Source organism: Caballeronia pedi, from assembly GCF_001544915.2.
Taxonomy (GTDB): Bacteria; Pseudomonadota; Gammaproteobacteria; order Burkholderiales; family Burkholderiaceae; genus Caballeronia; species Caballeronia pedi.
In genome coordinates this window covers 158,318-183,314 of sequence record NZ_FCOE02000010.1, presented here as the reverse complement: position 1 = coordinate 183,314, position 24,997 = coordinate 158,318, and the positions used below count along the sequence as shown (strand labels likewise).

The window sequence follows — 24,997 nt, the reverse complement described above, 5'->3', positions numbered from 1 at the left end:
CGCTCACACCCCGCGCTCATCACTGAGCGCAGTACTCGACTCCTGCCCCGCATCCTTGCGCGATCGCGTTCCCTGCCCACGCGACCATCCACACACGCCGAAGCGATCGAGCAGTGCCTGCACGCCATCCGCCGGCACCGGTCGTGAAAACAGGAAGCCTTGCGCTTCCACCGGCCCGAGCGCGGCAAGCCACGCGATCTGCTCCTCGCGCTCGGTGCCTTCCACGACGACCGTGAGCCCCAGCGAGCGCGCCAGATTGACGATCGCCGAGACCATCACGCACACGCTGCGATCTTCGGGAATCGCCTGGATGAACGAGCGATCCACCTTGAGCGTATCCACCGAGAAGCGGTTCAGATACGACAACGACGAATAACCCGTGCCGAAGTCGTCGAGCGCGATGCGCACGCCGAGCCGCTTCAACGCGACGATCTTCTCCTGCACGAGTTCCGGATACTCGACCATCACGGTCTCGGTGATTTCGAGTTCGAGCTTGTCCGATGGAATGCCGCTCGCCTCGATCGCGCGCGCGACCGTCTCCAGCAGGTCGCCGCGCCAGAACTGCACCGCCGAGATGTTCACGGCGAGCGACAGTCCCGTATAACCATCGCGCTGCCACTGCGCGAGCTGCATGCACGCGGTGTGAATCACGAAGTCGCCGACCGCGACGATCAGCCCCGTCGATTCCGCGACCGGGATGAACTCGTTCGCCGGAATGAGCCCGTGCTGCGGATGATTCCATCGCACGAGCGCCTCGAAGCCGGTGATGCAGCGACGCGTCAGATCGATCTTCGGCTGATACACGAGGAAAAGCTGCTGCTCGGTCAGCGCGACGCGCAGTTGCTGCTCCCATCGCATCAGATGATCCGCGCGATGCGACAACTGCGGCGAATAGAACTGATAGCAGTTGCGGCCCGCGTCCTTTGCGCTGTACATCGCGAGGTCGGCCTTCTTCAGCAGATCGATCTCGCTTTCGTTCGACACCGAGAAAAGCGCAATGCCGATGCTCGAATGCAGCACGAACGCGCTGCCGCGCACGTCGAAGGGCGTCGCGAACATCGTTGCGATATCGTCGGCGAGCGTCACCGCGCGTTGCTCGACATCGTCGCCCTTCAGCACGACGACGAACTCATCCCCGCCGATGCGCGATAATGTGCCGCTCTGCCCGACCGTTTCCGCGAGGCGCGACGCGGTCATCTGCAGCACGATGTCGCCCGCGTTATGGCCGAGCGTGTCGTTGACCGTTTTGAAGTTGTCGAGGTCGATGAACAGCAGCGCGAGCCGCCCGATGTTCTCGGGCTGCGCCACGTCGTGCCGGAGTGCGCGCAACGTTGAGTAACGGTTGCGCAAGCCGGTGAGCAGATCGAATTCGACCAGATGCGTCATCTCGCGCTCGCGCCCTAGCAGCTTGCCGATCAGCCCTGTCGCCACTGCGAAGAAGCCGAGCATCGCGAGCGAGATGAAGCTCGCCATCAGCAGATAGACATTGCGCGTGTGGTTGTAGTCGATCATCTCCTCGCGCTCAGAGAGGCCGACGAGCACGCCGAGCGGATAGCCGTCGATATGCCGGTACGACACGATGCGCTTCACGTGATCGATCGGATCGACGTAGATTCCGGACGCGTGATCCGTCGTCGGATAGACGCCGCTCGCGCTGAACTCGCCGCGTGCGCGCTCGGCCGGCGGGTTGCGCGTATTGCCCTTGGCGACCGGATTGGCCGCGGCATTCTCGGCGAGGCCGCCGCCCGTGTTGCGCGCGAGCACGGAGCCGTTGTCCGATACGACGGCAATCACGCCCTCGCGGCCGATCGACGCGACGTTGTAGAAATCGCTGGTGAAATAGGCCGGGTCTTCCGACACGACCACGACGCCCGCGAACGAGCCATCCAGATGATTCAGCCGCCGCGTGATCTGCAAGGTCCAGAGCCCCGAGACGCGCCCGCGCACCGGCCGGCTGATGTACAGCAGATCGTCGTTCGAATGCGCGTGGACCTTGTAGTGCTCGCGGTCGGACAGGTCGATCGGCTTCGGATGCGGATCGGACGTGTTGGCGATCAGCGTGCCGTATTCGTCGATCAGCGACACTTGCACGAGCGTATCGCTCTGCACGACGCCTTTCTCGACCGTCGCGATGAGATCGAAGTTGTCGGGCGACTTCTCGTACTCGTACTTGACGAAGCGCGTGATCTGGTCGACCTGATGGATCGCCTTGATGGTGTGCTGTTCGAGCGCCGACGAGAGAATCGCGGCGGAGGCCATCGATTCGTGCGTCGTTGCCTCGCGTTCGACGGAAAGCCGCGCGAAGATCACCGCCCACAGCAGCACCAGCACGAAGGTGCCGAGCACCGGAATGGCCAGCAGCGCGCGCCGACGCCGCGCCGAGGGCGCGCCGAGAAAAGTGTCCGAGAAGGCGTGGGAGCGCGTGCGCTTCATGGCGCGTCCGTGCGCGCTGATTCGCGTAGCGCGGAGCGTGCTGCGAACTGCGCGAAGTGGATGAAGCGCTGCATGTCGAGAGGCGGTCGGCCGAAACGAGTGAATATACCGCGCGCGGCGCGCGATGGAGGGTCGGCGGATAAACGGTCCAAGATCCGATCCACGTTGCGATCGACAGCATGAGCGAAACAGCGAGCGTTCGGTGTCGTTAAATGCATACGTTTGCGCTGCGGCGCAAGCGGCTCGACTCCACGACGCCCGCTCGCAATCTGATCCCCGATTGTTCAGATATTAGCGAAGCCACCAGGATTAAGAAAGGGGCCGCGCTTGGGGGTATACGCGCGGCCTTTCTCCGGCACGTAGGTCATTGTTTCAGATGCGAAATATGCCGTCGATCACAGTTACCGACGCGCCGCCGATCCAGATCGGTGCGCCGCTCGCCGCATCGTCGTAGACGATGCTCACGCGGCCGTCGCGGCTCAGCGCCGTACCTTGCCGGACGGTGAACCGCTCGCCCGGCCGCCGGTCCTGCGCGCGCAGCAGCGTCGCGAGCGCCGCGTTCGCGCTGCCGGTGACCGGGTCCTCGATGTTCTCCGCGCCGAGCAGGATCACGCGCAATTCGAAAGTCGCCGGTCCGTCCGGCGCGTGCGGCCCGTAGACCGCGATGCCGTGCATGCCTGTTTCCGCGACGAGCGCCGCGACCGACGCGCGTGCGTCGCCGGCGAGCGTGAGGGCAAGACATTGGGCCGCATCGCTCACGCGCACGACGAGCCACGGCGCGCCGTTGTCGACGGCGGCGGGCGGCGCGCTGAAATCGATTACCGCCGGCGCGAGCGCGGCGGCGAGGCGATCGGTCTGCGCAGCGGTCAGCGGCACGACGGTCGCGGGCGGTGCGGCGAACGCCCATTCGCCGTTCTCGCGTTCGGCGAGCGTCACGAGCCCGACACCGCATTCCTGTACGAGCCGGCCGGGCGTCTTCGGCGCGTAGCCGCTGTCGATGAGCGCGTGCGCGCTGCCGAGCGTCGGATGACCGGCGAACGGCAACTCGACGGCTGTCGTGAAGATGCGCACGCGATAGTCGGCGCGCGGATCGGTCGGCGGCATCAGAAACGCCGTCTCGGACAGATTGGTCCAGCGCGCGATTTCCTGCATGCGCTCGCTGGAAAGCCCTTCGGCGTCGAAGATCACCGCGAGCGGATTGCCCTTGAACGGCACGGGCGTGAAGACGTCGACCTGTTTGAACTGGACGGTGCGTGAGGACATGAGCGTAACGATTCGAATGAGACAAAAAAAACCCGACGGCGTGAGCGCGTCGGGTTTCGCTGGGATGAAACGGGATGCGCCTTAAGCGACTTCCGCGATCATCTCGATCTCGACGCACGCGCCGAGCGGAATCTGCGCGACGCCGAACGCCGAGCGCGCGTGCTTGCCGGCATCGCCGAAGACTTCCGCGATCAGCTCGGACGCGCCGTTCGTGACGATGTGCTGCTCGGTGAAATCGAACGTCGAGTTGACGAGGCTCATCACCTTGACGATGCGCTTCACGCGGTTGAGATCGCCGACATGCGCGTGCAGCGTCGCGATCAGGTCGATGGCGACGCTGCGCGCAGCCGCCTTGCCTTCTTCCGTCGCGATGTTGTCGCCGAGTTTGCCGACGTGCACCTTGCCGTCCTTCTTGGCGATGTGTCCCGAGAGATACACGGTGTTGCCGCTCTGCGCGCTCATTACGTAAGCGGCGGCCGGCGCGCCCGCGGTGGGCAGTTCGATGCCGAGTTCCTTCAGCTTGTCGTAAACGTTGGATGGGTTGGATGCCATCGTTGCTCCTCGTCACTGAAAACGGGTGAAAGGGCGTGCATGCGCCCCTGAAAAAAAATCAGATGCTCGCGCGGATCAGCGCGCCGAGCTTCGCCACGCCTTCGTCGATCGTCGCGGGCGGAACCGTCACGAACGACAGGCGCATCGTATTGTGCTCGGCTTCGTTCGCGAAGAACGGACCGCCGGGCACGAAGGCCACGTTCTGCGCGATCGCCTGCTCCAGCAGCTTCATCGAGTTCATGTGCTTCGGCAGCTTAACCCATACGAACATGCCGCCTTCCGGCCGGTTCCATTCGACGCCGGCGGGCATGTGGCGTTCCAGCGCGTCGAGCATTGCGTGACACTGATCGCGATAGAGCGCGCGGATGGTCGGCACATGCTGATCGAGAAAACCGTCCTTGACCACTTCATAGACGATGCGCTGCGTGAGGCTCGGCGTGTGGAGATCGGTCGCCTGCTTGGCCTGCACGAGTTTGAAGTGCAATTCCTCGGGCGCGATGATGTAGCCCACACGCAGACCCGGCGCCAGCACCTTCGAGAACGAGCCGAGATGCACGATGTGATCCGGCGCCATCGACAGCATCGTCGGCAGCGGGGCGCCGGCGTAGTCGAGCGCGCCGTAAGGATCGTCCTCGATCACCGGAAACGACGCCTTTTGCGCCAGCGCGGCGAGCGCGCGGCGGCGCTCGAGCGGCAGGCGGCGGCCGGTCGGATTCTGGAAGTTGGGCTGCGCGTAGAGCAGGCGCGCGTCCGCGATGAGCGGGGCATCGAGCGCTTCGGGGATCAGGCCCGATTCATCGGTCGGCACCTGCACGTAGTGCGGCTCGAACAGCGAGAACGATTGCAGCGCGCCGAGATAGGTCGGCGTCTCGACGAGCACGCGGCTGCCCGGATCGACGAGCGTCTTGCCGAGCAGATCGAGCGCCTGCTGCGAGCCGGTCGTGATGAGCACCTGGGTCGGGCGGATATGCGCGCCGTTCACGGAATAGCGCGCCGCGACCCATTCGCGCAGCGGCAGGTAGCCTTCGGTCGCGCTGTACTGGAGCGCGGCGGCGGGCTGATCGCGCAGGATGCGTTCCGAGGCGTGGCGCATTTCCTCGACGGGAAACGTTGCGGGCGAGGGCAGGCCGCCCGCGAAGGAAATGACTTCCGGCCGCTCCGTGACTTTCAGGATTTCGCGAATCGCCGAACTGGTGAGCTTGCGTGCGCGTTCGGAGAGTTGCCACGGCGTGGCGCGGAGATCGGCTTGATTCATGAAATGCCTCGGTTGTCTCTGGGGTTATGTCTCTCGCGACGCGGGCCGCGAGTTTTCTAAGCTGGGCTGACGAACAACGGCAAACCGCGATTATCGCGCGAGTGCGTCATCTTGCGTGCGTCGAGGCCGTTGCGGCGACTGCCGGTTGCGGTGCGGCGCGCACGGAGGCCTTGCGGCCGAGCACGACGGTCACGATGACGGCGGCCGCATACAGCCACGTCGACGCGCTCACGTGTTCGCCGAAGAAGAGCGCGGAGAACGCCATCGTGAAGAAGATCTGCAGAAGCTGCACCTGACCGACGCGCGCGATGCCGCCCATCGCGAGTCCGGCGTACCACGCGAAGAAACCGATGAATTGCGAGAACAGCGTGACATAGCCGAATGCGAGCCAGGTCTTGAGCGCGAGCGGCTCGGGATGCGCCACGTGATGCACCCAGGCGAGCCAGCCGACCGGCAACAGCAGAAACGGCGCGGAGAGCACGAGCGCCCAGCAGATCACCTGCCAGCCGCCCATCTGACGCGCGAGCCGCGCGCCTTCGGCGTAACCGAGCGCGCCGATGCCGACCGCGACGAGCATCAGCAGATCGCCCGCCTGCAGTCCGCCGCCGCCCGCCTGCAACGCGAACGCGACGACAATCGCACTGCCCGCGATCGCGCTGGCCCAGAACGCCTTCGACGGCCGCTCGTGCGAGAGCCACGCGGCATAAATGGCGACGCACAGCGGCTGCAGCCCGTTGACGACCGCGCCGTGCGAGGCGGGCACGGTCTTCATGGCCCACGCTGAAAACACCGGAAACGCGATGATCACGCCCAGCGCGACCACGGCGAGGCTCTTGACCTGCGGCCAGGTGGGCAGCTTTTCACGGCGCCACACGAGCAGGGCGGCGGCGGGAATGGCCGCGACGAGCGCGCGCCCGAGGCCGTTCAACAGCGGATGCACCTCCGCGACGACGATGCGCGTCATCGGCAGCGTCAGGCTGAAGATGACGACGCCGATCAGGCCGAGCAGCATGCCTTCGGTTTCGCGGGTTTTCATCGTGCGGTGTCTCCGTGTTTGACTGGCGCGCAGGCGTCAGTCGGATGTTGTGGGTTCTTCCGGCGTGTCCGCCTTTTTTGCGCGGCGGCGCTTCGACGCCTGCCGCGCTTCTTCATCGCGCGCCTGCGCCTGTTCCGCCGATTCGCCCAGCGTCAGCGTCGAGCCGTCCGGCAGATCGAACTGCGCGACCAGCACCGGCGCGCCCGCCGTCCGTTCGACATGCATCAGATGCGCCGCGCCGAGCCAGGCGAGTTGTGCCGACACGGCTTGCGCATCGGGATGAAAACCCGTCAGCGTTCGTAGTGCGATGCCCGTTTCCGGCAGCACGCCGCTCGGATGACGCGGCGTGTCCCACTGGATCAGCGACGGCAGCACGCCATCGCCCGCGGCCTGCCACGCGGGGAACGCGCCGTCGTCGGGGACGGTCAGGCCCCATGTATTGCCGGCACGCGACATCGCCGCGACCGGCGCGATGCGCTCGGGATACTGCTCGCGCCAGCGCACGAGCGACTTCGGCCGCTCGACGCGCGCGACCCAGTGTACGAGCTGCGGGCCGTCATCTTCCAGGCGACGCTGCATCGATGGATCGTCCAGCGCGAAGAGACGCGGCCGGGGCGACTCGACGCTCGCCGCCGACGGATCGACGGCGATCACTTCCAGATACGCGCCGCCCCACAGATTCAGCAGACAGTTGTGCGTGCGCATCGACGGGTGCGCGCCGCCGGGCGCCGTTTCCACGCCGAATTTCGCGGCGACGAACTGCGCGCCTTCGTCCAGCGTGCGTGCGGCGATCACGAGGTGATCGAGTTTGAGTCGATGATCGGTCATGACGGGCGGAGCGATGAACAAGGGCCGATAGCATAACGCTTCACTCTCGCGCACCGGACAGCCCGAAAGCAAAATGTAGCCGCTATCACCGTAACAGTAACGGTACAATCAGCCCAATACTATTCGGTACAGTTATTATCGGCGCAATCAGATGCGCGCGCCGTACACCGGAGGCCCGCATGTCCGTTCCGCTCGACCAGATTCCCGCCCCGCACGACGCCGCCCAGCTGACGCTCGTCGATCAGCTGGTGCAGTGGGGCCGCCGCCGTATCGACGAGCGCGTGTTCCGTCCGGGCATGCGCATGCCGTCGATCCGCAAGCTCGCGCTGGACAAGGGCGTGTCGCGTTTCACTGTCGTCGAGGCTTACGAGCGGCTCGTCGCGCACGGTTATCTCGATTCGCGGCGCGGCTCCGGGTTTTACGTGCGCGAGCGCGTGGCCCCCACGCTCGTCGCGAAGGGCGAAACGCCTGCGGTCGCGGCGGAGCGCGAGCCGGTGCAGAACACCATCGACGTGGTCTGGCTGCTGCGCAACATGCTGCACACGTCGAGCCCGGAAAAAGGGCCGGGTCTCGGCTATCTGCCGGGCCGCTGGCTGGATGGCGAGCTGATCACCAACGCGCTGCGCGCGCTGTCGCGCCAGAGCGGCGCGCAGATGCTCGGCTTCGGCACGCCGCAGGGCTTTCTGCCGCTGCGCCAGCAGTTGCAGACGCGGCTGGAGGAGCTGGAAATCGGCGCGTCGGCGGCGCGGCAGATCGTGCTGGTGTCGGGCATCACGCAGGCGATCGACCTGATTTCGCGCCTCTACGTGAAACCGGGCGATGCGGTGATCGTCGGCGATCCGGCGTGGTTTCAGATGTTCGGCCGTTTCGCGTCGCAGGGCGCGCGGCTCGTCGGTATGCCGTACACCCCGGACGGTCCCGATCTCGACGCGCTGGAAACGCTCGTCGCGACCTGGCGGCCGAAGATGCTGATCATCAATTCGGTCTTGCAGAACCCGACCGGCACGTCGCTCACGGCGGCGCAGGCGTTCCGCATTCTTCAACTCGCGCAGGAATACGATTTCATCGTCGTCGAGGACGATGTCTATGGCGATCTCTGCCCGGCGGGCTTTCCCGCGACGCGCCTCGCATCGCTCGATCAACTGAAGCGCGTGATCTTCCTCGGCAGCTTTTCGAAGACGCTGGCGGCGAATCTGCGCGTCGGTTATATCGCGGCGGCGCCGGAGGTGGCGAAGGCGCTCGCCGATCAGAAGATGCTCGTCGGCATGACGAGTCCGGAGTTGAACGAGCGCGTGGTCTACAAGGTGCTGACCGAAGGGCACTATCGACGGCATGTCGAGCGGCTGCGCGCGCGGCTCGACGGCGTGCGCGACAAGACCGCGCGCATGCTGGAAAAGACCGGTCTGAGACTGTTCGCGACGCCGTCGGCGGGCATGTTTCTGTGGGCGGACGCGGGTGTCGATTCCGATGGCCTCGCGGCGGCGGGGCATGAAGCGGGTTTTCTGCTGACGCCCGGCAGCCTGTTTTCGCCGCATCAGTCGCCGACGACCTGGATGCGTTTCAATGTCGCCAATTGCGGCGATCCGGCGTTGCCCGAAATGCTTGCGAACTATCTCGATAAGGGCGCGCGGCGCAGCGCCTAGCGGCCGCGCCGGGGCAGGTTGCGCCGCTCGGCGGGCGCGCGGATGAAGTCCGCGAGCACGTTTTCGTACTGCACAAGCGCGCCGGGCGTGTGCCGGTAGCGATGCTCGTACAGGCCGCTTTGCCCGTCGCAGAACTTCAGCGCGAAATAGTCCGCGAGCAGGTTGCCTTGCGCTTCCATGTTGTAGTCGGAGAGGCGCATATCGTCGCGAAGCGTGTACGCATACGGCAGGCCGATGCGGATCGCGCCGCGCAGCCGCACCGGATAGCCGAGCTGGAATTGCCAGACGTGCGTCATCTCGTGGATGAACCACATGCGATCGGCGAGGTCGCAGGCGGAGAAGTCGTCCTGATGGCAGCCGCGCGGAAAATACAGGTTGCCGTTGGGCGCCATCGCGGTGCGGCGCGGCTGCAGGCCGAACGGAAGATAGGCGCATGCGTAGACCCTGACCGCCGTGTAGTCGATCGCGTCGCGGAACACGAGCCGGGCCATCCGCGTTTCGTGCGGCGTGAGAGGGCGGGCGTGGCGGTCGGGGTGACGCAAAAAGGGCATCGCGGGGGCGGACGTGATCGGTCGTTGCATCATATCCGGACGCGCCCGCTCTTGAAAAACCCCCGGCCGCCCTAATATCAGGCGAATTGGCCGCGTGACCAACACGCCGCCGAGGCAATCGCACCAACGAAATCAACACAGAGGACCCGACCATGGCGCAAGAAACCATGAGCTTTCAGGCAGAAGTGAAGCAGCTTCTGCATCTGATGATTCATTCGCTCTACAGCAACAAGGAAATTTTCCTGCGCGAGCTGATTTCCAACGCCTCCGATGCCGCCGACAAGCTGCGCTTCGAAGCCATCGAGAACAGCGCGCTCTACGAGAACGATCCGGACCTGCGCATCCGCGTCTCGTTCGATAAAGCCGCGCGTACCATCACGATCGACGACAACGGCATCGGCATGAGCCGCGACGAGGCGATCTCGCATCTCGGCACGATCGCGCGCTCGGGCACGAAGGAATTCTTCTCGAAACTCTCCGGCGACCAGCAGAAGGACGCGGCGCTGATCGGCCAGTTCGGCGTCGGCTTCTATTCGGGCTTCATCGTCGCGGACAAGATCACGGTGGAAACGCGCCGCGCCGGTCTGCCGGCGAATCAGGGCGTGCGCTGGACGAGCGCCGGCGAGGGCGATTTCGAAGTCGAGGACATCGAGCGCGCGCAACGCGGCACGACCATCACGCTGCATCTGCGCGCCGACGAAGACGAGTTGCTGTCGTCGCACAGGCTCAAGTCGATCATCCAGAAGTACTCGGATCACGTCGCGCTGCCCATCCTGATGAACAAGGAAGAATGGGACGCCGAGAAAGGCGAGATGGTCACGAAGGACGAGGACGAGACCGTTAATCAGGCGAGCGCGCTCTGGACGCGTCCGAAGAACGACATCAGCGACGATCAGTACAAGCAGTTCTATCAGCACATCTCGCACGATCACGACGATCCGCTCGCGTGGACGCACAACCGCGTCGAAGGCCGCAGCGAATACACGCAACTCCTGTACGTGCCGAAGCACGCGCCGTTCGATCTGTGGAACCGCGAGCATCGCGGCGGGCTGAAGCTGTACGTGAAGCGCGTCTTCATCATGGACGACGCCGAGCAACTGCTGCCCGCGTATCTGCGTTTCGTGAAGGGTGTAGTCGATTCGGCCGATTTGCCGCTCAACGTGTCGCGCGAAATCCTGCAGGAAAGCCGCGACGTGAAGGCCATCCGCGAAGGCGTGACCAAGCGCGTGCTGTCGATGCTCGAAGAAATCGCGTCGTCCTCCGCCGAAGCGACCGAAGACGCCGACAAGCAAAAGTACGCGACCTTCTGGAACGAATTCGGTCAGGTGCTGAAGGAAGGCATCGGCGAGGATTTCAGCAATCGCGAGCGCATCGCGAAGCTGGTGCGCTTCGCATCGACGCAGAGCGACAGCAACGAGCAGAACGTGTCGCTCGCGGAGTACGTCGCGCGCATGAAGCCCGAGCAGACGAAGATCTACTACGTCACCGCCGATAGCTGGCAGGCCGCGAAGAACAGCCCGCATCTCGAAGTGTTCCGCAAGAAGGGCGTCGAGGTGCTGCTGCTCACCGATCGCGTCGACGAGTGGATGCTGTCGTTCCTCAATGAGTTCGACGGCAAGCCGCTCGCGAGCGTCGCGCGCGGCGACCTCGATCTGGGCGCGCTCGATGACGAAGAGAAGCAGCAGCAGGAGAAGGTCGGCGAAGAGCTGAAGCCGCTCGTCGAAAAGATGAAGGAAGCGCTCGAAGGCAAGGCGAAGGACGTGCGTCTCACGTTCCGTCTCACCGATTCGCCGAGCTGTCTCGTTGCCGATGAAGGCGACATGAGCGGCTATCTGCAACGCATGCTGAAGGCGGCGGGGCAGAATGCGCCGCAAGCGGAGCCGATTCTGGAGGTGAATCCGGAGCATCCGCTCGTCAAGGCTTTGAACGCGGACAGCGCCAATTTCGCCGACTGGTGCCATCTGCTGTTCGATCAGGCGCTGCTCGCTGAAGGCGGCGCGCTGGAAGATCCGGCGAGCTTCGTGAAGCGGACCAACGCGCTGTTGCTCGCGCGATAAGTCTGCGCAAGTGCGTCGAAGGAATGCGCCGCCGGGAAACCGGCGGCGCGTTTTCTATTTCAGCTTGCGTTCCTTGTTGGATTGCGCAAGAACCGACGCGGCGAGCGTCTTCGTTTCTTCCGAGTACTTGTTGCTGTGAAGCACTTCGCTCGCCTTGTGTTCCAATTCGGCGCTCGTTTGCTTCGTGGTGTGCGACTGTGACAGGGCAGACGCCGCGAGGCTTTTCTTGATGGCCGAGGCCTTCGGATCATGCAGCGTCTCAGCCGCGAGATGCGCAACCTTCTTCGATGTCTGTTTCTTGTTTTCCGACATTCGCTGTCCTCTTGTTGATTGATATGCCGGTGATCGCCCGGCGCGCGGCCGCACGTGACACGCGTGAACGGCCATTCAGTTTCTTTCGATCGGCGCACGGACTCCATACGAATCGTCCGAAGTGCGGGGTGAACCTATAATCAGCGCCATGCTCACGCCCAACGATCCCATCGACGCTCACTGGCGCGTCGTCCCGCTCGCCTCGCTTACCGACGCACAAAAAGACTGGCTCACGCGCGGTGGCTCGCTGACCGCGCATCTGCGCACGCTCGGCGCAGTGACGGTCGATGTCACGCGCGAAGCCGTCGACATACCCTGGCGCGACGAAGCGCGCGCGCTCGACCTCACGCCGCGCACGCCCGTATGGCTGCGCGAAGTCGCGCTCAAGGTGGAGGGCGTGCCGTTCGTCGTCGCGCATAGCATCGTGCCGCTCGCGCACAGCACCGGCGTGTGGCAATCGATGCGCCGTCTGCGCACGCGGCCGCTCGCCGAACTGCTCTATAGCGACAGCAGCGTGTCGCGTTCGGCGCTCGCGAGCCGCAGGCTGACCGCCCGGCATCCGCTGCATCGGCTGGCATCCATGCAAACGAATTCGCAACCGCACGCGCTCGTCGCGCGCCGCTCGGTGTTCAAACGGCACGGCGCACCGCTGATGGTCACCGAATGCATGCTCGATGCGCTATGGATCAGGCTCGCCGCCACGCACGGTCCGCATCGGCGTGAACATGCGCGCTCGTATGAACATCTGAGCTCGCATGCGAAGCGCGTCGCGCGTGGCGAGGCGAAATGAAACTCGCGGGTTTCGCGCCGGTCGGCGATGCAGCGACGCACACGCTCATCCTCGGCAGTTTTCCGGGCGTCGCGTCACTCGCGGCGACGCAGTACTACGCGCATCCGCGCAATCAGTTCTGGCGGCTCGTCGGCGCGGCGATCGGCGAGGATTTGCACGCGCTGGCCTATGAAGATCGCCTCGCGCGTCTCGTGGCGCTCGGTATCGGCTTGTGGGACGTGCTCGCCGCATGCGAGCGCGAAGGCAGTCTCGACGCGGCGATCCGCAACGCATCGCCCAACGACTTCGCCGCGTTCCACACGCGCTTTCCGAAGCTGCGCAAGGTGTGCTTCAACGGCAAGACCTCGGGCAAGTTCGCGCCTGTCCTGAGCGCGGCCGGTTACGCGACGCTCGTGCTGCCGTCGTCGAGCGCGGCCAATGCTATCCTCTCGTTCGATCAAAAACTGCGCATCTGGCGCGACATCCTCACCACACAATGACGAATCTCATCAAGCGCGCGTCGGCGGAAGCTCGCGCGTTCAGCCGCAAGAAGGACAACAGCAAATCGAAGCGCCAGCGCAGCGATGACGATCGCGACGATCTCGCCAACGCGCCGCGCATCGACGCGCCCCGCAAGCCGCGCTTCGCGCCCGTGACGTTCTCGGAAGAGGGCGGCGTGCGCTATCTGCACTTCGGCACCGAATGGGTGCAGGGCGCGATGCGGCTGAAAAAGCCCGATCACATCGAACTCGAATACGCGCAGCAGATGATGGCGTGGCTGCTCTTCGTCGAAACGCCCGAACGTATCGTGCAGCTCGGGCTCGGCGCGGCCGCGCTCACCAAGTTCTGCCATCGCTTTCTGAAGCGCGCGAAGGTGGAAGCCGTCGAGCTGAATCCGGCGGTCGTGATCGCCGCGCGCGCGATGTTCGAGCTGGCTTACGACGACGCGCGCCTCACCGTCACCGAACGCGATGCGTGGGAGTTCGTCAACGATCGCGCGAATCACGGCACCATCGGCGCGTTGCAGATCGATCTCTACGACGCCACCGCGCGCGGCCCCGTGCTCGACAGCGTGTCGTTCTATCGCGCATGCCGGGCGTGTCTCACGCCGCAAGCCGGCGTCGTCACGATCAACCTGTTCGGCGATCATCCGAGCTTCGTGCGCAATATGCGTCATTTGAACGAAGCGTTCGATCATCGCGTGATCGCGCTGCCCGAAGTGCACGACGGCAATCGCGTCGCGATCGCGTTCGCCGGTCCCGCGCTCGACGTGCCGTTCGCCGCGCTCGACGCGCGCGCGAAGCTGATCGAGGCGCAACTCGGCCTGCCCGCGCGCAAATGGGTGAAGGGTCTCGCCGAAAGCGCGGGCATCGCGACCAGCGGCGCGTTCTCGATCTGATCGACGCGACGAAAACCCAGGCCAAAACAAGGGTTTTGGCCTATTACAATTTCCTTTCAAATCAGCGGAATAGTCGGGATTCCCCCTGCTTGACCCGCTTTTAACGGTCCATATACTCCCTCTGTTATTTCGGGGCGCTTTCAGCGACACGTCTACCCGACGACCGGCATCCCGCCGGACTCGCGATAATCCAACGAATCAAAACAAGAGGAGACCGTCATGGCTCACGAAGCTGCGACCGGCACCGGACAACCGCGCAACAAGCATTGGCTTTGGCTTCTGATCCTTCCCTGGATCGGTGTGGTATGGGTGCCGTTTTACAACAAGATCGAGCCCGTTCTGTGGGGCTTTCCGTACTTCTACTGGTATCAGCTTCTCTGGGTGCTGATCAGCGCGGTCATCACCGCCGTCGTCTATGTCAAGACGAAGGCGCTGCCTTCGGGACGAAAGAACGGAGGTGCGCGATGATGAACACCACTGCAACCATCGTTTTCGTTCTCTTCTTCGTCGGGGTCACGATTCTCGGCTTCATCGCCGCGCACTGGCGCAAGGGCGATCTCGCCCAGCTCGACGAATGGGGTCTCGGCGGACGCCGCTTCGGCACCATCGTCACGTGGTTCCTGCTCGGCGGCGATCTTTACACCGCCTACACGTTCGTCGCGGTGCCGGCGCTCGTGTTCGGCGCGGGCGCGACGGGCTTCTTCGCGCTGCCGTACACCATCCTCATCTATCCGTTCGCGTTCGTCGTGTTTCCGAAGCTGTGGAGCATCGCGAAGCGTCACGGCTATGTGACCGCCGCCGACTTCGTGCACGCGCGCTACAACAGCCGCATGCTTGCGCTCGCCGTCGCGGTGACGGGCATCGTCGCGACGATGCCGTACATCGCGCTGCAGCTCGTCGGCATCGAAGTGGTGATCGGCGCGCTCGGCTTCTCGACGCAAGGCTTCGTCGGCGATCTGCCGCTCATCATCGCGTTCGCGATTCTCGCCGCGTACACGTACACGTCGGGGCTGCGCGCGCCCGCGATGATCGCCGTGGTGAAGGACGTGCTGATCTACATCACCATCATCGCCGCGATGATCGTGATTCCGGCGCAGCTCGGCGGCTTCGGCCATATCTTCAGCGTCGTGCCGCCCGAAAAGCTGCTGCTGAAGGCGCCTGACGCCGCGAGCCTGAACGGCTACAGCGCGTACGCGACGCTCGCGGTCGGCTCCGCGCTCGCGCTGTTCCTGTATCCGCACTCGGTCACGGCGATTCTCTCGTCGAACTCGGGCAACACGATCCGCCGCAACATGTCGTTGCTGCCGGCGTACTCGCTCGTGCTCGGCCTGCTCGCGCTGCTCGGCTACATGGCGCTCGCTTCCGGCGTGAAGGACATGCCGGAATTCGCGTCGTACTTCAAGGCCTATGGCGCGAACTTCGCGGTGCCGGCGCTGTTCCTGCACTACTTCCCGTCGTGGTTCGTGGGCGTGGCGTTCGCGGCCATCGGCATCGGCGCGCTGGTGCCGGCGGCGATCATGTCGATCGCGGCGGCGAACCTCTACACGCGCAACGTGCATCGCGAGTTCGTCAACACGTCGATGACGCCGGAGCAGGAAACCAACGTCGCCAAGCTCGTGTCGCTGATCGTGAAGGTGGGCGCGGTCGTGTTCATTCTCGCGCTGCCGCTGACCTACGCGATCCAGCTTCAGTTGCTCGGCGGCATCTGGATCATCCAGACGCTGCCCGCGCTCGTGCTCGGTCTCTATACGCGCGTGCTCGATCATCGGGGCTTGCTGATCGGCTGGGCGGTGGGTATCGGCGTCGGCACGTGGATGGCCGTGTCGCTGCAACTGAAGGGCTCGATCTATCCGCTGCATCTGTTCGGCTACGTCGTGCCGGGCTACGCGGCCGTGTGGGCGCTGATCGTCAACCTGATCGTCTCGATCGTCGTGAGCCTGCTCGTGAAGGTGCTGGGCCTCAAGCGCTCGGAGGACCGCACGCGTCCGGAAGACTATCTGGATATTGTCGAAGGCTGATTCAGGCCGTTCGCGCGCGCGCCCGGCGCGGCGCGCGAAAAGCTGGTAAAACGCCCGTAACAGCCGTTGGCCGTTACGGGCGTTTGATTTTCCCGACAGGCTTCATCGACGTGAGCGAACCATGCTTTCCACGAGATCGACGTCACTCAGGCGCGGCCCGCTCGCGCGCTTCCTGCACGGCGTAACGTCGCCGTACTTCCGCTACCGCCACGCCAACCTGATTCACGGCGTGCGCGTCGCGCTCGCGATGGCGATGTCGATCGCCGTCACGACGGGCATCGACATGCCGCACGGCGTGTGGGCGTCGGTGTCGGTGCTGGTCGTGATCGGCGGCTTGCAGCATTACGGCAATATCCGCAAGAAGGCGGCCGAACGCGCCATCGGCACGATGCTCGGCGCGGCGTTCGGACTCGTGCTCATCCTCGCGCAGATGCTCACCGGCTCGGCGATGCTGTTCTTCGTCCTGATGTGCCTGATCGCGGGCGGCTGCGCGTATTACGCGATCGGCAAGGCGGGCTATGTCGCGCTGCTCACGGCGATCACGATGGTCATCGTTTCCGGTCACGGCGATCTGCCGCTCACCACCGGGTTGTGGCGCACGGCCAACGTGCTGATCGGCGTCGTGATCGCGCTGGCCTTCTCGTTCGTGCTGCCGCAATACGCGACGTATTCATGGCGCTACCGGCTCGCGGACAATCTGCGCGAGTGCGCGAAGCTCTATGGCGCCTTGCTCGACGGCACGCCGATGCTCGCGGAGGACACTGCGCGCCGTTTCTACGCGATGAGCCAGCGGCTCGTGCAGGCGCGCGGGCTGATGGAATCGGTCGCGAAGGAAACCGACGTGCCGGTCGCGCGGCTCGAAGAGATCCAGCGGCTGCATCGCTCGATACTCGCGGCGCTGGAAATGCTGGTGATGTCGATGCCCGAAACCGCGCAGGCAAGCGCCAGCCGCTTCGCGATCGCGTGCTCGCCAGGCGAGTACGCGGTGCGCCAGCAACTTCTGAAAATGGCGCGCGCGTTGCGCTTCGGGCGTGTGGGTCTGCTTCATCGCGCGATGGAGGCATCGGCGCCGCCGCAGGGGTGCGGAGCGGAAGAGGGGAGCGCCACGACGCAGGGCATGCACTGGCTTGCGATGCGGTTCGTGGAGCAGGTCGATTGCTTGCGGCTGCGTCTGTCGGAAATCGAGCGGCGGTGGAATATCGAAGGCGCGCGGCCGCTCGGTGATTGATGCGGTAACGCTCAGGCGGCCTGCGCTTCGCCTTCATGCACGACGTTGATGAGCCAGGGCACGCCGAAGCGGTCCGTCAGCATGCCGAAACCTTGCGTCCAGAACGTGGATTGCCACGGCGTGAGCACGTTGCCGCCTTCGGCCAGCATCGTGAAGATGCGCTCGCCGGCAGCGGCGTCGCCCGCGGCGATCGACAGTGTGAAGCCCGAGTAGTCCTTGCGCGGCTGACCATAGCGGCCGTCCGACACCATGATGGCGTTCGGGCCTACCTGGAACACTGCGTGCATGACCTTGTCCTGCCAGTCGGGCGGGGCGTTGCCGCCGTCCGGCGCGTCGCGGAAGCGGATCAGCGCGGCGATCTGCGCGCCGAACGCGGCCTGATAGAGTTCGAGCGCGGCGGCGCAGTCGCCGTTGTAGAAGATATAGGTATCCAGTTGCATGACCGAACGACTCCGTGCATGTGAAGCGGACATGCCGCCAAAGCTCGAAAGTCTATTGCAATGAGATACCGCGTTGACTCGGAAAGAGTCAAATTAGGTCAAGAAGCCGTGAAATAGAAAAAACCGCAAATCGAACCAGTATTTCGGCTCGATTCGCGGTTCTGTCTCAGGCATGCGTTACTGCAGCGCGGCGATGAGTTTCTCGAGCTTGATTGCATCGGCGGCGAATGCGCGGATGCCTTCCGCGAGCTTTTCGGTCGCCATGGCGTCGTCGTTGACCTGGAAACGGAAGGTCGGCTCGTCGACGGCGATCTTCTCTACGTTCTCGTTCTTGCCCGCGTCCGGAGAGAGCTTGCGCTCGACCTTGTCGTTGCTATCGGCAAGTTTCTTCAGGAGATCGGGGCTGATCGTCAGCAGGTCGCAGCCCGCAAGCTCGGTGATCTGGCTCACCGTGCGAAAGCTCGCGCCCATCACTTCGGTCTTGTAGCCGAACTTCTTGTAGTACGAGTAGATGCGCCGCACCGACTGCACGCCCGGATCGTTCGCGCCGCCGTTTTTCACTTCGTCCCATTCCGCGCCGGCGGACTTCTTGTACCAGTCGTAGATGCGGCCGACGAACGGCGAGATCAGTTGCGCGCCCGCTTCGGCGGCGGCCACGGCCTGCGCGAGCGAGAAGAGCAGCGTCATGTTGCAGTGGATGCCTTCCTTCTGCAGCACTTCGGCCGCGCGGATGCCTTCCCACGTCGATGCCAGCTTGATGAGCACGCGCTTGCGGTCGACGCCCGCGTTCTCATACAGCTTGATGATTTCGCGGCCCTTGTCGATCGAAGCCTTGGTGTCGAACGAAAGGCGCGCATCCACTTCGGTCGACACGCGGCCCGGAACGATCTTCAGAATCTCGGTGCCGAACGCCACGAGCAGATTGTCGATGATCTGCGGCATCGGCTTCTTCGCGTGCTCCTTGACGGTATTTTCGAGCAGCGGCTTGTAGTCGTCCTTCTGGACGGCCTTCAGGATCAGCGACGGATTCGTGGTCGCGTCCTGCGGCTTGAACTGGATGAATTGCTGGAAGTCGCCCGTGTCGGCGACGACGGTCGTGTATTGCTTGAGCTGGTCGAGAGCGGATGTCATGTCGAGTCTCAGACGCGTTGCGCCTTGTCAAATTGCGGTAACCAACCCGCGGATTGCCCATGAATGCGACGCCGCGCGACGACTTCGTTCGCGCGGCGCGCCCCTGAATATCATTCTCCCATTCTAGTCCCGAGCGCGGCGAACGCGCTGATACCGTGCGCGCCGGAGTTCGACCGGACGCGGGACTGCGCGTTCAATCCACCGCGTAGGCGAGCTCGTGCCAGCGCCGCACCGTGCCCGAGCCGAGCTGTCCGCGCGCAAAGCGCATCTTGCGGACTTCGTCGAGCGCGTGCGCGTCTTTTGCCGGTTCGCCGCAGCTCATCTTCAGGACGACGTCCTGGACATGTCCAGCGTCGTCGAGCAGCACGCGCACGATCGTCTTGCGTTTCTGGGAGGCGCCGGGCGGCGCGGAGCGCGCCAGCAGTTTGTCGATCAGGGCCATGACGGGAATGCCAGTTTCTGTTGCGGAAAAATCGGCCGGAAATCGGGGCCGATTCCGTCATTGTAGGCTGCGTCAGGCGCGCCTGGCGTTGAGCACGACATGGGTCGCGACGCCCGCGATCAATCCCCAGAACGCGGAGCCGATGGAGAGCAGCGTGAGGCCCGATGCCGTCACCATGAACGTCACGAGCGCGGGTTCGCGCTGGCGCGCGTCCTGCATCGCGTTGGCGAGGCCGCTCATGATCGAGCCGAACAGCGCGAGCGCCGCCACCGAGACGACCAGTTCCTTCGGAAACGCCGCGAACAGGGCGGCGATGGTCGCGCCGAAGGTGCCCGCGATCAGATAGAAGACGCCGCACCAGACGGCTGCCGTGTAGCGTTTGTCGCGATTCTCGTGCGCCTCGCGGCCGGTGCAGATCGCGGCGGTGATGGCCGCGAGATTGACGCCGTGCGAGCCGAACGGCGCGAGCACGAGCGACGCGATGCCGGTCGTCGAGATGAGCGGGGCGGAGGGCGTCGTGTAGCCGTCGGCGCGCAGGACCGCGATGCCCGGCACGTTCTGCGAGGCCATCGCGACCACGAACAGCGGAATGCCGATGCTGATCGCCGCGGCCAGCGAGAACGCGGGCATCGTGAAAACCGGATGCGCGAGTGCGACGTGAAAGCGCGAGAAGTCGAGCAGCCCGAGCCCGCCCGCGACCGCGACGCCCACGACGAGCGTCGCCGGAATCGCGTAACGCGGCAGGAAGCGTTTGCCGGCGAGATACGTGAAAAACATCACGATGACGAGCGCCGTCCGATGTTCGGCGGCGCGGAAAATCTCAATGCCGATCTCGAACAGAATGCCCGCGAGCAACGCCGCGGCGATGCCCGACGGGACGCGCTTCATCAGCGTGTCGAACCAGCCGGTGAGGCCGACCGCGGTCAGCAGCACCGCGCAGACGATGAACGCGCCGATCGCATCGGCATACGCGACGTTCGGCAGCGACGACACGAGCAGCGCCGCGCCGGGCGTCGACCACGCGATGACGATCGGTGCGCGATAGCGCAGCGACAGCCCGATCGTGCAGACGGCCATGCCCATCGAGAGCGCCCAGATCCACGATGAGATTTGCGCGTCGGTGAGATGCGCGGCCTGGCCTGCCTGGAACATCAGCACGAGCGAGCTGGTGTAGCCGGTCATCATCGCGACGAAGCCGGCGACGATGGTCGATAACGACGAGTCGGAGAACGGGCGCAGCGCGACGCTCGCCGGAGAAGAAGCTTTCATGCGGTTCTTTTGGTTTATTTCGACAGCGCGCGCATCGCGGTTTCGAGGCCGGCCATCGTGAGCGGGTACATGCGATTGCCGAGGACATTGCGGATCGCGGCAATCGACTGCCGGTATTCCCATAGGCGCTCGGGCTCGGGATTGAGCCACGCGTGATGCGGAAACTGATCGGCGAGACGGCGCAGCCACACCGCGCCCGCCTCGGCGTTGTTGTATTCGACGGAACCGCCCGGCTGCAACACTTCGTAGGGGCTCATGGTCGCGTCGCCGACGAAGATCAGCTTGTAGTCCGCCGTGAACTTGTGCAGCACGTCGAAAGTCGGCGTGCGCTCGGCGTGACGCCGCCGATTGTGCTTCCACAGATAGTCGTACACGCAGTTGTGGAAGTAATAGAACTCGAGATGCTTGAACTCCGCCTTCGCCGCCGAGAAGAGCTCTTCGACGCGCTTGATGTGATCGTCCATCGAACCGCCGACGTCGAGCAGCATCAGCACCTTCACGTTGTTGTGGCGCTCGGGCACCATCTTGATATCGAGCCAGCCCGCATTGGCGGCGGTGCTGCGGATCGTGTCGGGCAGATCGAGTTCTTCGGCCGCGCCTTCGCGCGCGAAGCGCCGCAGACGCCGCAGCGCGACCTTGATGTTGCGCGTGCCGATTTCGACCTGATCGTCGTAGTCCTTGTACGCGCGCTCGTCCCACACCTTCACGGCGGTGCGATTGCCCGACGATTCCCCGCCGATGCGAATGCCTTCCGGGTTATATCCGCCGTGCCCGAACGGCGACGTGCCGCCCGTGCCGATCCACTTGTTGCCGCCTTCGTGACGTTCCTTCTGCTCGTCCATCAGCTCTTTGAGGCGCTCCATCAGCTTGTCGAGGCCGCCGAGCGCCTCGATTCGCTTCTTTTCTTCCGCGGTGAATTCGCGGTCGAGGCGCTTCTTGAGCCAGTCGAGCGGAATGTCGAATGCTTCGTCGGGCAGTTGCGTCAGGCCGTGGAAATACGCGCCGAACGCGCGATCGAACTTGTCGAAGTACTTCTCGTCCTTCACGAGCGTCATGCGGGCGAGGAAGTAGAACTCGTCGAGCGACGGCGAGATCACCTGCGCCTTCAGCCCTTCGAGCAAGGTCAGATATTCCTTCACCGAGACGGGCAGCTTCGCGTCGCGCAGCGAGTAGAAGAAGTCGATCAGCATGGCGCGCTCTCCATCGGGATCAGCGGTCGAGCCGGTAGTTGAGGTTGGCGCGCACCGCCGGCCACTCCGACTGGATGATCGAGAACACGACGGTGTCGCGCAACACGCCATCGCGGCCGATCTGGTGATTGCGCAGAATGCCGTCCTGTTTCGCGCCGAGCCGCGCGATCGCCGTGCGCGACGCGTGGTTCATGAAATGCGTGCGGAACTCGACGGCGATCGCGTTCAGCCTTTCGAACGCGTGCGTGAGCAGCAGCAACTTGGCTTCGGTATTGAGCGCGGTCTTCTGCACGCGTCGGGCATACCACGTATGGCCGATCTCCAGCCGCCGGTTCGCTTCATCCACTGCGAAGTAACGCGTCGAACCGACGACATCGCCGGTCTTCGCATCGATCACGGCGAACGGATGCGCGCCCAGGCGGTCGCGCATGTCGAGCGCGGTGTCGATATAGGCGCGCGTCTTGTCGGGCGAGGGCACGAAGGTGTACCAGAGCTTCCACAATTCGCCGTCGCTCGCGGCGGCGCTCAGGGCGGCTTCGTGCTCGAGCGTCAGCGGCACGAGCCTGACGTGTTCGCCTTCCAGCGTGACGGGTTCGATCCAGCGGCTCATTTCTTCTTTCTAGCGATGGTTACGGTTCATGAAAAGCAGACGCTCGAACAGCGCGACGTCCTGTTCGTTCTTCAAAAGCGCGCCGTGCAAAGGCGGCACGATCTGTTTCTGATCCGACGAGCGCAGGGCTTCGGGCGGGATGTCTTCGGCCAGGAGAAGCTTCAGCCAGTCGAGCAGTTCGGACGTCGACGGCTTCTTCTTGAGTCCCGACACGCCGCGTAATTCGAAGAAGCTCTGCATCGCCGCTGCGAGCAGATCCTGTTTGATATTGGGGAAATGCACCTCGACGATGGCTTTCATCGTCTCGGCGTCCGGGAACCGGATGTAGTGGAAGAAGCAGCGGCGCAGGAACGCGTCGGGCAGTTCCTTCTCGTTGTTCGACGTGATGATGACGAGCGGCCGGTGCTTCGCCTTCACGAGCTCGCGCGTCTCGTACACGTAGAACTCCATGCGGTCGAGCTCACGCAACAGATCGTTCGGAAATTCGATGTCCGCCTTGTCGATCTCGTCGATGAGCAGCACGCTCTGCTGGTCCGAATCGAACGCCTGCCACAGCACGCCCTTGACGATGTAATTGCGGATGTCCTTCACGCGTTCGTCGCCGAGCTGCGAATCGCGCAGGCGCGAGACCGCGTCGTATTCGTAAAGACCCTGCTGCGCCTTGGTCGTCGACTTGATGTGCCATTGCAGGAGCGGCATGCCGAGCGCGAGCGCGACTTCTTCCGCGAGCATGGTCTTGCCGGTGCCGGGTTCGCCCTTGATGAGCAGCGGCCGTTGCAGCGTCATTGCGGCGTTCACCGCGAGCTTGAGATCGTCGGTTGCGACGTATTGCGATGAGCCTTCGAAACGCATGACGAAGATCCGGTCGGGAAAAAAATCCCAGTATAAGTCAGAAGACCTTTCGACATTGAGGCGCGCCGGGTATCGTTTGAGCCGCTTCACCGCCGTTGGCGGCAGCGCGTCCGAGCGCGTTTGCAGCGAGCGCGCAGGCGGGCTCATCGCTTGTACAGGGACGAATTGTCGCAGGTCGAACGACTGCTTTTCAGCCGATTCCCCTTGCCAGCAAAGCTTCCGCGCGGTCCGCGTGTGGACGGGGGATAGGTCGCGCGGTACAATTAGCGCGATTTTTTTGGCCTGCGTGGCGACAAACCCCGTAGCAGCAAACAGTCCCGAGAAGGTTGTATTGCGCTCGGCGCGGGCCACGGCCTCTGGAGCGCCGGATTCCCCCTCAAGCCAGGTTAGAAGAGCTATGAACAATTTCGTCGGCAAATGTGCCGTGATTGCAGCGCTGTCGGGTCTTGCCGGCTTCGCGACCCAGGCGTCGGCCGACGTCGTCGGCAACGCGAAGGCCGCAGAGGGCAAGGTCGCGATGTGCATCGGCTGCCACGGCATCCCCGGCTATCGCACCGCGTACCCCGAAGTCTACGAAGTGCCGATGCTGGGTGGCCAGAACGCGCAGTACATCGCCAATGCGCTGCATGCCTACAAGAAGGGCGACCGTCATTTCGACACGATGCGCGCCATCGCGACGACGCTGTCGGATCAGGATATCGCCGATATCGCCGCGTACTACGCCGCGCAGACTCCCCAATCGAAGAACAATCCCGACAAGTGATCCGCGCGTGACGCGACCAAGCGACAACGGGAAGGAGAATTCATGAAGCCCTCAAAGGCACTTCACAGCAGCTTCAAGGCAGCGTGCGCGGCAGCGGCGCTCATCGGCATGACGGTCGGCGGCGCGCACGCGGCCGACGTGAGCAACGGGAAGGCGCTGTCGGACAGCCACAACTGCGCAGCCTGCCACGGCCCCAACCTCAACAAGCCGGTCAGCGGCGAGTATCCGAGGCTCGCGGGTCAGCATGCGACCTATATCTACTGGGCGCTGCGCCAGTATCAGATCGGCGGCAACAACCCGAATTTCGGCCGCAATAACGCCATCATGGCGGCGCAGGTGCAGAGCCTGTCGCAGAGCGATCTGAAGGATCTCGCGGCGTATATCCAGTCGCTCGACGGCAGTCTCGTACTGAAGAAGTAAGCGCGCCGCATTGGACGTCGCAGAATAAGAAACACCCCGCTTCGCAGCGGGGTGTTTTTGTTTTGCGGAGGCTCAGTCGCGCGAGGCGCGGCGCTCGATCAGCGCGAGATAGGCGTCGGTATCCGGCGGCGTGCCCGAGCGCTGCGCTTCCCAGATCACCTGACCGAGGCAATCCATGATGGCGTGCTGCGCGTCGTGCGGCGAACCCAGGCGCGCGACGAGCCGGTCGTGCGCGCGCCGGATGCCCGGCGGCTGATCGATCGACAGTTGCTCGCTGATCGCCAGATGCATCGACAGATGCAGAAACGGATTGGTCTGGCCGCGATCGGGCGAGTAATCGGCTTCACGCGAATCCGGATTCACGAGCGCGTCGTGATACTCGGGATGCTCGCCGATCCAGTCGGCGGCCATGCTTTCGAGCGGCGTCAGAATTTCGCCGGCGCGCTCCTTGCGCCACGTTTCGGTGAAAAACTGGCGAACTTCGTCGCGACTGGGATTGAACATAAGGTATTGATTCGATTGCGGGTTTCTGAACC

General features: G+C 64.2%; 26 protein-coding genes. 10 read left to right on the top strand and 16 right to left on the bottom strand.

Features of this window, described 5'->3' with window-relative positions; all coding sequences use genetic code 11:
- Positions 1-3 precede the first annotated feature (3 nt).
- The 6 genes from AWB80_RS17740 to AWB80_RS17715 form a co-directional block, all read right to left on the bottom strand.
- The gene (locus AWB80_RS17740) at positions 4-2,433 is read right to left on the bottom strand and encodes a bifunctional diguanylate cyclase/phosphodiesterase (RefSeq protein WP_061175967.1); all 2,430 of its coding nucleotides are present in this window, start codon (positions 2,431-2,433) and stop codon (positions 4-6) included.
- 372 nt (positions 2,434-2,805) lie between these two features.
- Positions 2,806-3,696 (bottom strand): PhzF family phenazine biosynthesis protein, encoded by an 891-nt coding sequence (locus tag AWB80_RS17735; protein WP_061175966.1) that lies wholly within the window; start codon positions 3,694-3,696, stop codon positions 2,806-2,808.
- Between the two features lie 81 nt (positions 3,697-3,777).
- Complete coding sequence (locus tag AWB80_RS17730; protein WP_061175965.1) at positions 3,778-4,248, bottom strand: RidA family protein; 471 nt, start codon at positions 4,246-4,248, stop codon at positions 3,778-3,780.
- Between the two features lie 58 nt (positions 4,249-4,306).
- Positions 4,307-5,503, bottom strand: a complete 1,197-nt coding sequence (locus AWB80_RS17725; RefSeq protein WP_061175964.1) for an aminotransferase-like domain-containing protein — start codon at positions 5,501-5,503, stop codon at positions 4,307-4,309.
- Between the two features lie 106 nt (positions 5,504-5,609).
- Positions 5,610-6,539, bottom strand: coding sequence for a DMT family transporter (locus tag AWB80_RS17720; RefSeq protein WP_061175963.1), 930 nt, complete (start codon positions 6,537-6,539; stop codon positions 5,610-5,612).
- Positions 6,540-6,575: 36 nt separating this feature from the next.
- Positions 6,576-7,367: a VOC family protein gene (locus AWB80_RS17715; RefSeq protein WP_061175962.1), complete on the bottom strand. Its 792-nt coding sequence runs from the start codon at positions 7,365-7,367 to the stop codon at positions 6,576-6,578.
- 179 nt (positions 7,368-7,546) lie between these two features.
- On the opposite strand from AWB80_RS17715, the gene AWB80_RS17710 reads away from it, so the two are divergent.
- Positions 7,547-9,010 (top strand): aminotransferase-like domain-containing protein, encoded by a 1,464-nt coding sequence (locus AWB80_RS17710; RefSeq protein WP_061175961.1) that lies wholly within the window; start codon positions 7,547-7,549, stop codon positions 9,008-9,010.
- Here the strand turns inward: AWB80_RS17710 and AWB80_RS17705 are convergent.
- The gene (locus tag AWB80_RS17705; RefSeq protein ID WP_244206562.1) at positions 9,007-9,501 is read right to left on the bottom strand and encodes a Rhs element Vgr protein; all 495 of its coding nucleotides are present in this window, start codon (positions 9,499-9,501) and stop codon (positions 9,007-9,009) included. The two genes, AWB80_RS17710 and AWB80_RS17705, sit on opposite strands and share 4 nt — an antisense overlap.
- Positions 9,502-9,713: 212 nt before the next feature.
- On the opposite strand from AWB80_RS17705, the gene htpG reads away from it, so the two are divergent.
- The gene (gene htpG, locus AWB80_RS17700; protein WP_061175960.1) at positions 9,714-11,618 is read left to right on the top strand and encodes a molecular chaperone HtpG; all 1,905 of its coding nucleotides are present in this window, start codon (positions 9,714-9,716) and stop codon (positions 11,616-11,618) included.
- Positions 11,619-11,672: 54 nt separating this feature from the next.
- Here htpG and AWB80_RS17695 read toward each other — a convergent pair whose 3' ends face one another.
- A complete protein-coding gene (locus AWB80_RS17695; RefSeq protein ID WP_061175959.1) occupies positions 11,673-11,930 on the bottom strand; it encodes a hypothetical protein in 258 nt (85 codons plus the stop codon).
- A 148-nt stretch (positions 11,931-12,078) separates the two neighbouring features.
- Between AWB80_RS17695 and AWB80_RS17690 the strand changes: the two genes are divergently transcribed.
- The 6 genes from AWB80_RS17690 to AWB80_RS17665 all read left to right on the top strand — a co-directional run bounded on the left by AWB80_RS17690 (position 12,079) and on the right by AWB80_RS17665 (position 17,344).
- Entirely contained in the window at positions 12,079-12,720 is a 642-nt protein-coding gene (locus AWB80_RS17690; protein WP_061175958.1) for a chorismate--pyruvate lyase family protein, read from the top strand.
- Positions 12,717-13,199 carry a DNA-deoxyinosine glycosylase gene (locus AWB80_RS17685; RefSeq protein WP_061175957.1) on the top strand — a complete coding sequence of 161 codons (483 nt, stop codon included), beginning with the start codon at positions 12,717-12,719 and terminating at the stop codon, positions 13,197-13,199. The genes AWB80_RS17690 and AWB80_RS17685 overlap by 4 nt, the downstream gene beginning before the upstream one ends.
- Positions 13,196-14,098 carry a class I SAM-dependent methyltransferase gene (locus AWB80_RS17680; RefSeq protein ID WP_061175956.1) on the top strand — a complete coding sequence of 301 codons (903 nt, stop codon included), beginning with the start codon at positions 13,196-13,198 and terminating at the stop codon, positions 14,096-14,098. Before AWB80_RS17685 ends, AWB80_RS17680 begins: the two co-directional genes overlap by 4 nt.
- 219 nt (positions 14,099-14,317) lie before the next feature.
- Positions 14,318-14,566 carry a DUF3311 domain-containing protein gene (locus tag AWB80_RS17675; RefSeq protein WP_061175955.1) on the top strand — a complete coding sequence of 83 codons (249 nt, stop codon included), beginning with the start codon at positions 14,318-14,320 and terminating at the stop codon, positions 14,564-14,566.
- A complete protein-coding gene (gene mctP / locus AWB80_RS17670; RefSeq protein ID WP_061176044.1) occupies positions 14,566-16,116 on the top strand; it encodes a monocarboxylate uptake permease MctP in 1,551 nt (516 codons plus the stop codon). Before AWB80_RS17675 ends, mctP begins: the two co-directional genes overlap by 1 nt.
- 121 nt (positions 16,117-16,237) lie before the next feature.
- Complete coding sequence (locus tag AWB80_RS17665; RefSeq protein WP_061175954.1) at positions 16,238-17,344, top strand: FUSC family protein; 1,107 nt, start codon at positions 16,238-16,240, stop codon at positions 17,342-17,344.
- 11 nt (positions 17,345-17,355) lie between these two features.
- Here AWB80_RS17665 and AWB80_RS17660 read toward each other — a convergent pair whose 3' ends face one another.
- The 7 genes from AWB80_RS17660 to AWB80_RS17630 all read right to left on the bottom strand — a co-directional run bounded on the left by AWB80_RS17660 (position 17,356) and on the right by AWB80_RS17630 (position 23,278).
- A complete protein-coding gene (locus tag AWB80_RS17660) occupies positions 17,356-17,784 on the bottom strand; it encodes a VOC family protein (RefSeq protein ID WP_061175953.1) in 429 nt (142 codons plus the stop codon).
- A gap of 177 nt (positions 17,785-17,961) precedes the next feature.
- Positions 17,962-18,915 carry a transaldolase gene (gene tal, locus AWB80_RS17655; RefSeq protein WP_061175952.1) on the bottom strand — a complete coding sequence of 318 codons (954 nt, stop codon included), beginning with the start codon at positions 18,913-18,915 and terminating at the stop codon, positions 17,962-17,964.
- 193 nt (positions 18,916-19,108) lie between these two features.
- The gene (locus AWB80_RS17650) at positions 19,109-19,357 is read right to left on the bottom strand and encodes an energy transducer TonB (protein WP_061175951.1); all 249 of its coding nucleotides are present in this window, start codon (positions 19,355-19,357) and stop codon (positions 19,109-19,111) included.
- A 72-nt stretch (positions 19,358-19,429) separates the two neighbouring features.
- Positions 19,430-20,626 (bottom strand): benzoate/H(+) symporter BenE family transporter, encoded by a 1,197-nt coding sequence (locus tag AWB80_RS17645; RefSeq protein ID WP_061175950.1) that lies wholly within the window; start codon positions 20,624-20,626, stop codon positions 19,430-19,432.
- 14 nt (positions 20,627-20,640) lie between these two features.
- Complete coding sequence (locus AWB80_RS17640; RefSeq protein WP_061175949.1) at positions 20,641-21,816, bottom strand: vWA domain-containing protein; 1,176 nt, start codon at positions 21,814-21,816, stop codon at positions 20,641-20,643.
- A gap of 19 nt (positions 21,817-21,835) precedes the next feature.
- Positions 21,836-22,426 carry a GNAT family N-acetyltransferase gene (locus AWB80_RS17635; RefSeq protein ID WP_061175948.1) on the bottom strand — a complete coding sequence of 197 codons (591 nt, stop codon included), beginning with the start codon at positions 22,424-22,426 and terminating at the stop codon, positions 21,836-21,838.
- Between the two features lie 9 nt (positions 22,427-22,435).
- Entirely contained in the window at positions 22,436-23,278 is an 843-nt protein-coding gene (locus tag AWB80_RS17630) for an AAA family ATPase (RefSeq protein ID WP_061176043.1), read from the bottom strand.
- A 397-nt stretch (positions 23,279-23,675) separates the two neighbouring features.
- Between AWB80_RS17630 and AWB80_RS17625 the strand changes: the two genes are divergently transcribed.
- Positions 23,676-24,041, top strand: coding sequence for a c-type cytochrome (locus AWB80_RS17625; protein ID WP_061121774.1), 366 nt, complete (start codon positions 23,676-23,678; stop codon positions 24,039-24,041).
- Positions 24,042-24,083: 42 nt separating this feature from the next.
- A complete protein-coding gene (locus AWB80_RS17620; protein WP_061175947.1) occupies positions 24,084-24,461 on the top strand; it encodes a c-type cytochrome in 378 nt (125 codons plus the stop codon).
- A gap of 72 nt (positions 24,462-24,533) precedes the next feature.
- On the opposite strand, the gene AWB80_RS17615 is transcribed toward AWB80_RS17620, so the two are convergent.
- Positions 24,534-24,965, bottom strand: coding sequence for a DUF1841 family protein (locus tag AWB80_RS17615; RefSeq protein ID WP_061175946.1), 432 nt, complete (start codon positions 24,963-24,965; stop codon positions 24,534-24,536).
- Positions 24,966-24,997: the final 32 nt, after the last annotated feature.

Excerpts from the sequence above, each read along its gene's own strand:
- AWB80_RS17740 (WP_061175967.1), bottom strand. The coding sequence starts at position 2,433 with ATGAAGCGCACGCGCTCCCACGCCTTCTCGGACACTTTTCTCGGCGCG.
- AWB80_RS17735 (WP_061175966.1), bottom strand. The coding sequence starts at position 3,696 with ATGTCCTCACGCACCGTCCAGTTCAAACAGGTCGACGTCTTCACGCCC.
- AWB80_RS17730 (WP_061175965.1), bottom strand. The coding sequence starts at position 4,248 with ATGGCATCCAACCCATCCAACGTTTACGACAAGCTGAAGGAACTCGGC.
- AWB80_RS17725 (WP_061175964.1), bottom strand. The coding sequence starts at position 5,503 with ATGAATCAAGCCGATCTCCGCGCCACGCCGTGGCAACTCTCCGAACGC.
- AWB80_RS17720 (WP_061175963.1), bottom strand. The coding sequence starts at position 6,539 with ATGAAAACCCGCGAAACCGAAGGCATGCTGCTCGGCCTGATCGGCGTC.
- AWB80_RS17715 (WP_061175962.1), bottom strand. The coding sequence starts at position 7,367 with ATGACCGATCATCGACTCAAACTCGATCACCTCGTGATCGCCGCACGC.
- AWB80_RS17710 (WP_061175961.1), top strand. The coding sequence starts at position 7,547 with ATGTCCGTTCCGCTCGACCAGATTCCCGCCCCGCACGACGCCGCCCAG.
- AWB80_RS17705 (WP_244206562.1), bottom strand. The coding sequence starts at position 9,501 with ATGGCCCGGCTCGTGTTCCGCGACGCGATCGACTACACGGCGGTCAGG.
- htpG (WP_061175960.1), top strand. The coding sequence starts at position 9,714 with ATGGCGCAAGAAACCATGAGCTTTCAGGCAGAAGTGAAGCAGCTTCTG.
- AWB80_RS17695 (WP_061175959.1), bottom strand. The coding sequence starts at position 11,930 with ATGTCGGAAAACAAGAAACAGACATCGAAGAAGGTTGCGCATCTCGCG.
- AWB80_RS17690 (WP_061175958.1), top strand. The coding sequence starts at position 12,079 with ATGCTCACGCCCAACGATCCCATCGACGCTCACTGGCGCGTCGTCCCG.
- AWB80_RS17685 (WP_061175957.1), top strand. The coding sequence starts at position 12,717 with ATGAAACTCGCGGGTTTCGCGCCGGTCGGCGATGCAGCGACGCACACG.
- AWB80_RS17680 (WP_061175956.1), top strand. The coding sequence starts at position 13,196 with ATGACGAATCTCATCAAGCGCGCGTCGGCGGAAGCTCGCGCGTTCAGC.
- AWB80_RS17675 (WP_061175955.1), top strand. The coding sequence starts at position 14,318 with ATGGCTCACGAAGCTGCGACCGGCACCGGACAACCGCGCAACAAGCAT.
- mctP (WP_061176044.1), top strand. The coding sequence starts at position 14,566 with ATGAACACCACTGCAACCATCGTTTTCGTTCTCTTCTTCGTCGGGGTC.
- AWB80_RS17665 (WP_061175954.1), top strand. The coding sequence starts at position 16,238 with ATGCTTTCCACGAGATCGACGTCACTCAGGCGCGGCCCGCTCGCGCGC.
- AWB80_RS17660 (WP_061175953.1), bottom strand. The coding sequence starts at position 17,784 with ATGCAACTGGATACCTATATCTTCTACAACGGCGACTGCGCCGCCGCG.
- tal (WP_061175952.1), bottom strand. The coding sequence starts at position 18,915 with ATGACATCCGCTCTCGACCAGCTCAAGCAATACACGACCGTCGTCGCC.
- AWB80_RS17650 (WP_061175951.1), bottom strand. The coding sequence starts at position 19,357 with ATGGCCCTGATCGACAAACTGCTGGCGCGCTCCGCGCCGCCCGGCGCC.
- AWB80_RS17645 (WP_061175950.1), bottom strand. The coding sequence starts at position 20,626 with ATGAAAGCTTCTTCTCCGGCGAGCGTCGCGCTGCGCCCGTTCTCCGAC.
- AWB80_RS17640 (WP_061175949.1), bottom strand. The coding sequence starts at position 21,816 with ATGCTGATCGACTTCTTCTACTCGCTGCGCGACGCGAAGCTGCCCGTC.
- AWB80_RS17635 (WP_061175948.1), bottom strand. The coding sequence starts at position 22,426 with ATGAGCCGCTGGATCGAACCCGTCACGCTGGAAGGCGAACACGTCAGG.
- AWB80_RS17630 (WP_061176043.1), bottom strand. The coding sequence starts at position 23,278 with ATGCGTTTCGAAGGCTCATCGCAATACGTCGCAACCGACGATCTCAAG.
- AWB80_RS17625 (WP_061121774.1), top strand. The coding sequence starts at position 23,676 with ATGAACAATTTCGTCGGCAAATGTGCCGTGATTGCAGCGCTGTCGGGT.
- AWB80_RS17620 (WP_061175947.1), top strand. The coding sequence starts at position 24,084 with ATGAAGCCCTCAAAGGCACTTCACAGCAGCTTCAAGGCAGCGTGCGCG.
- AWB80_RS17615 (WP_061175946.1), bottom strand. The coding sequence starts at position 24,965 with ATGTTCAATCCCAGTCGCGACGAAGTTCGCCAGTTTTTCACCGAAACG.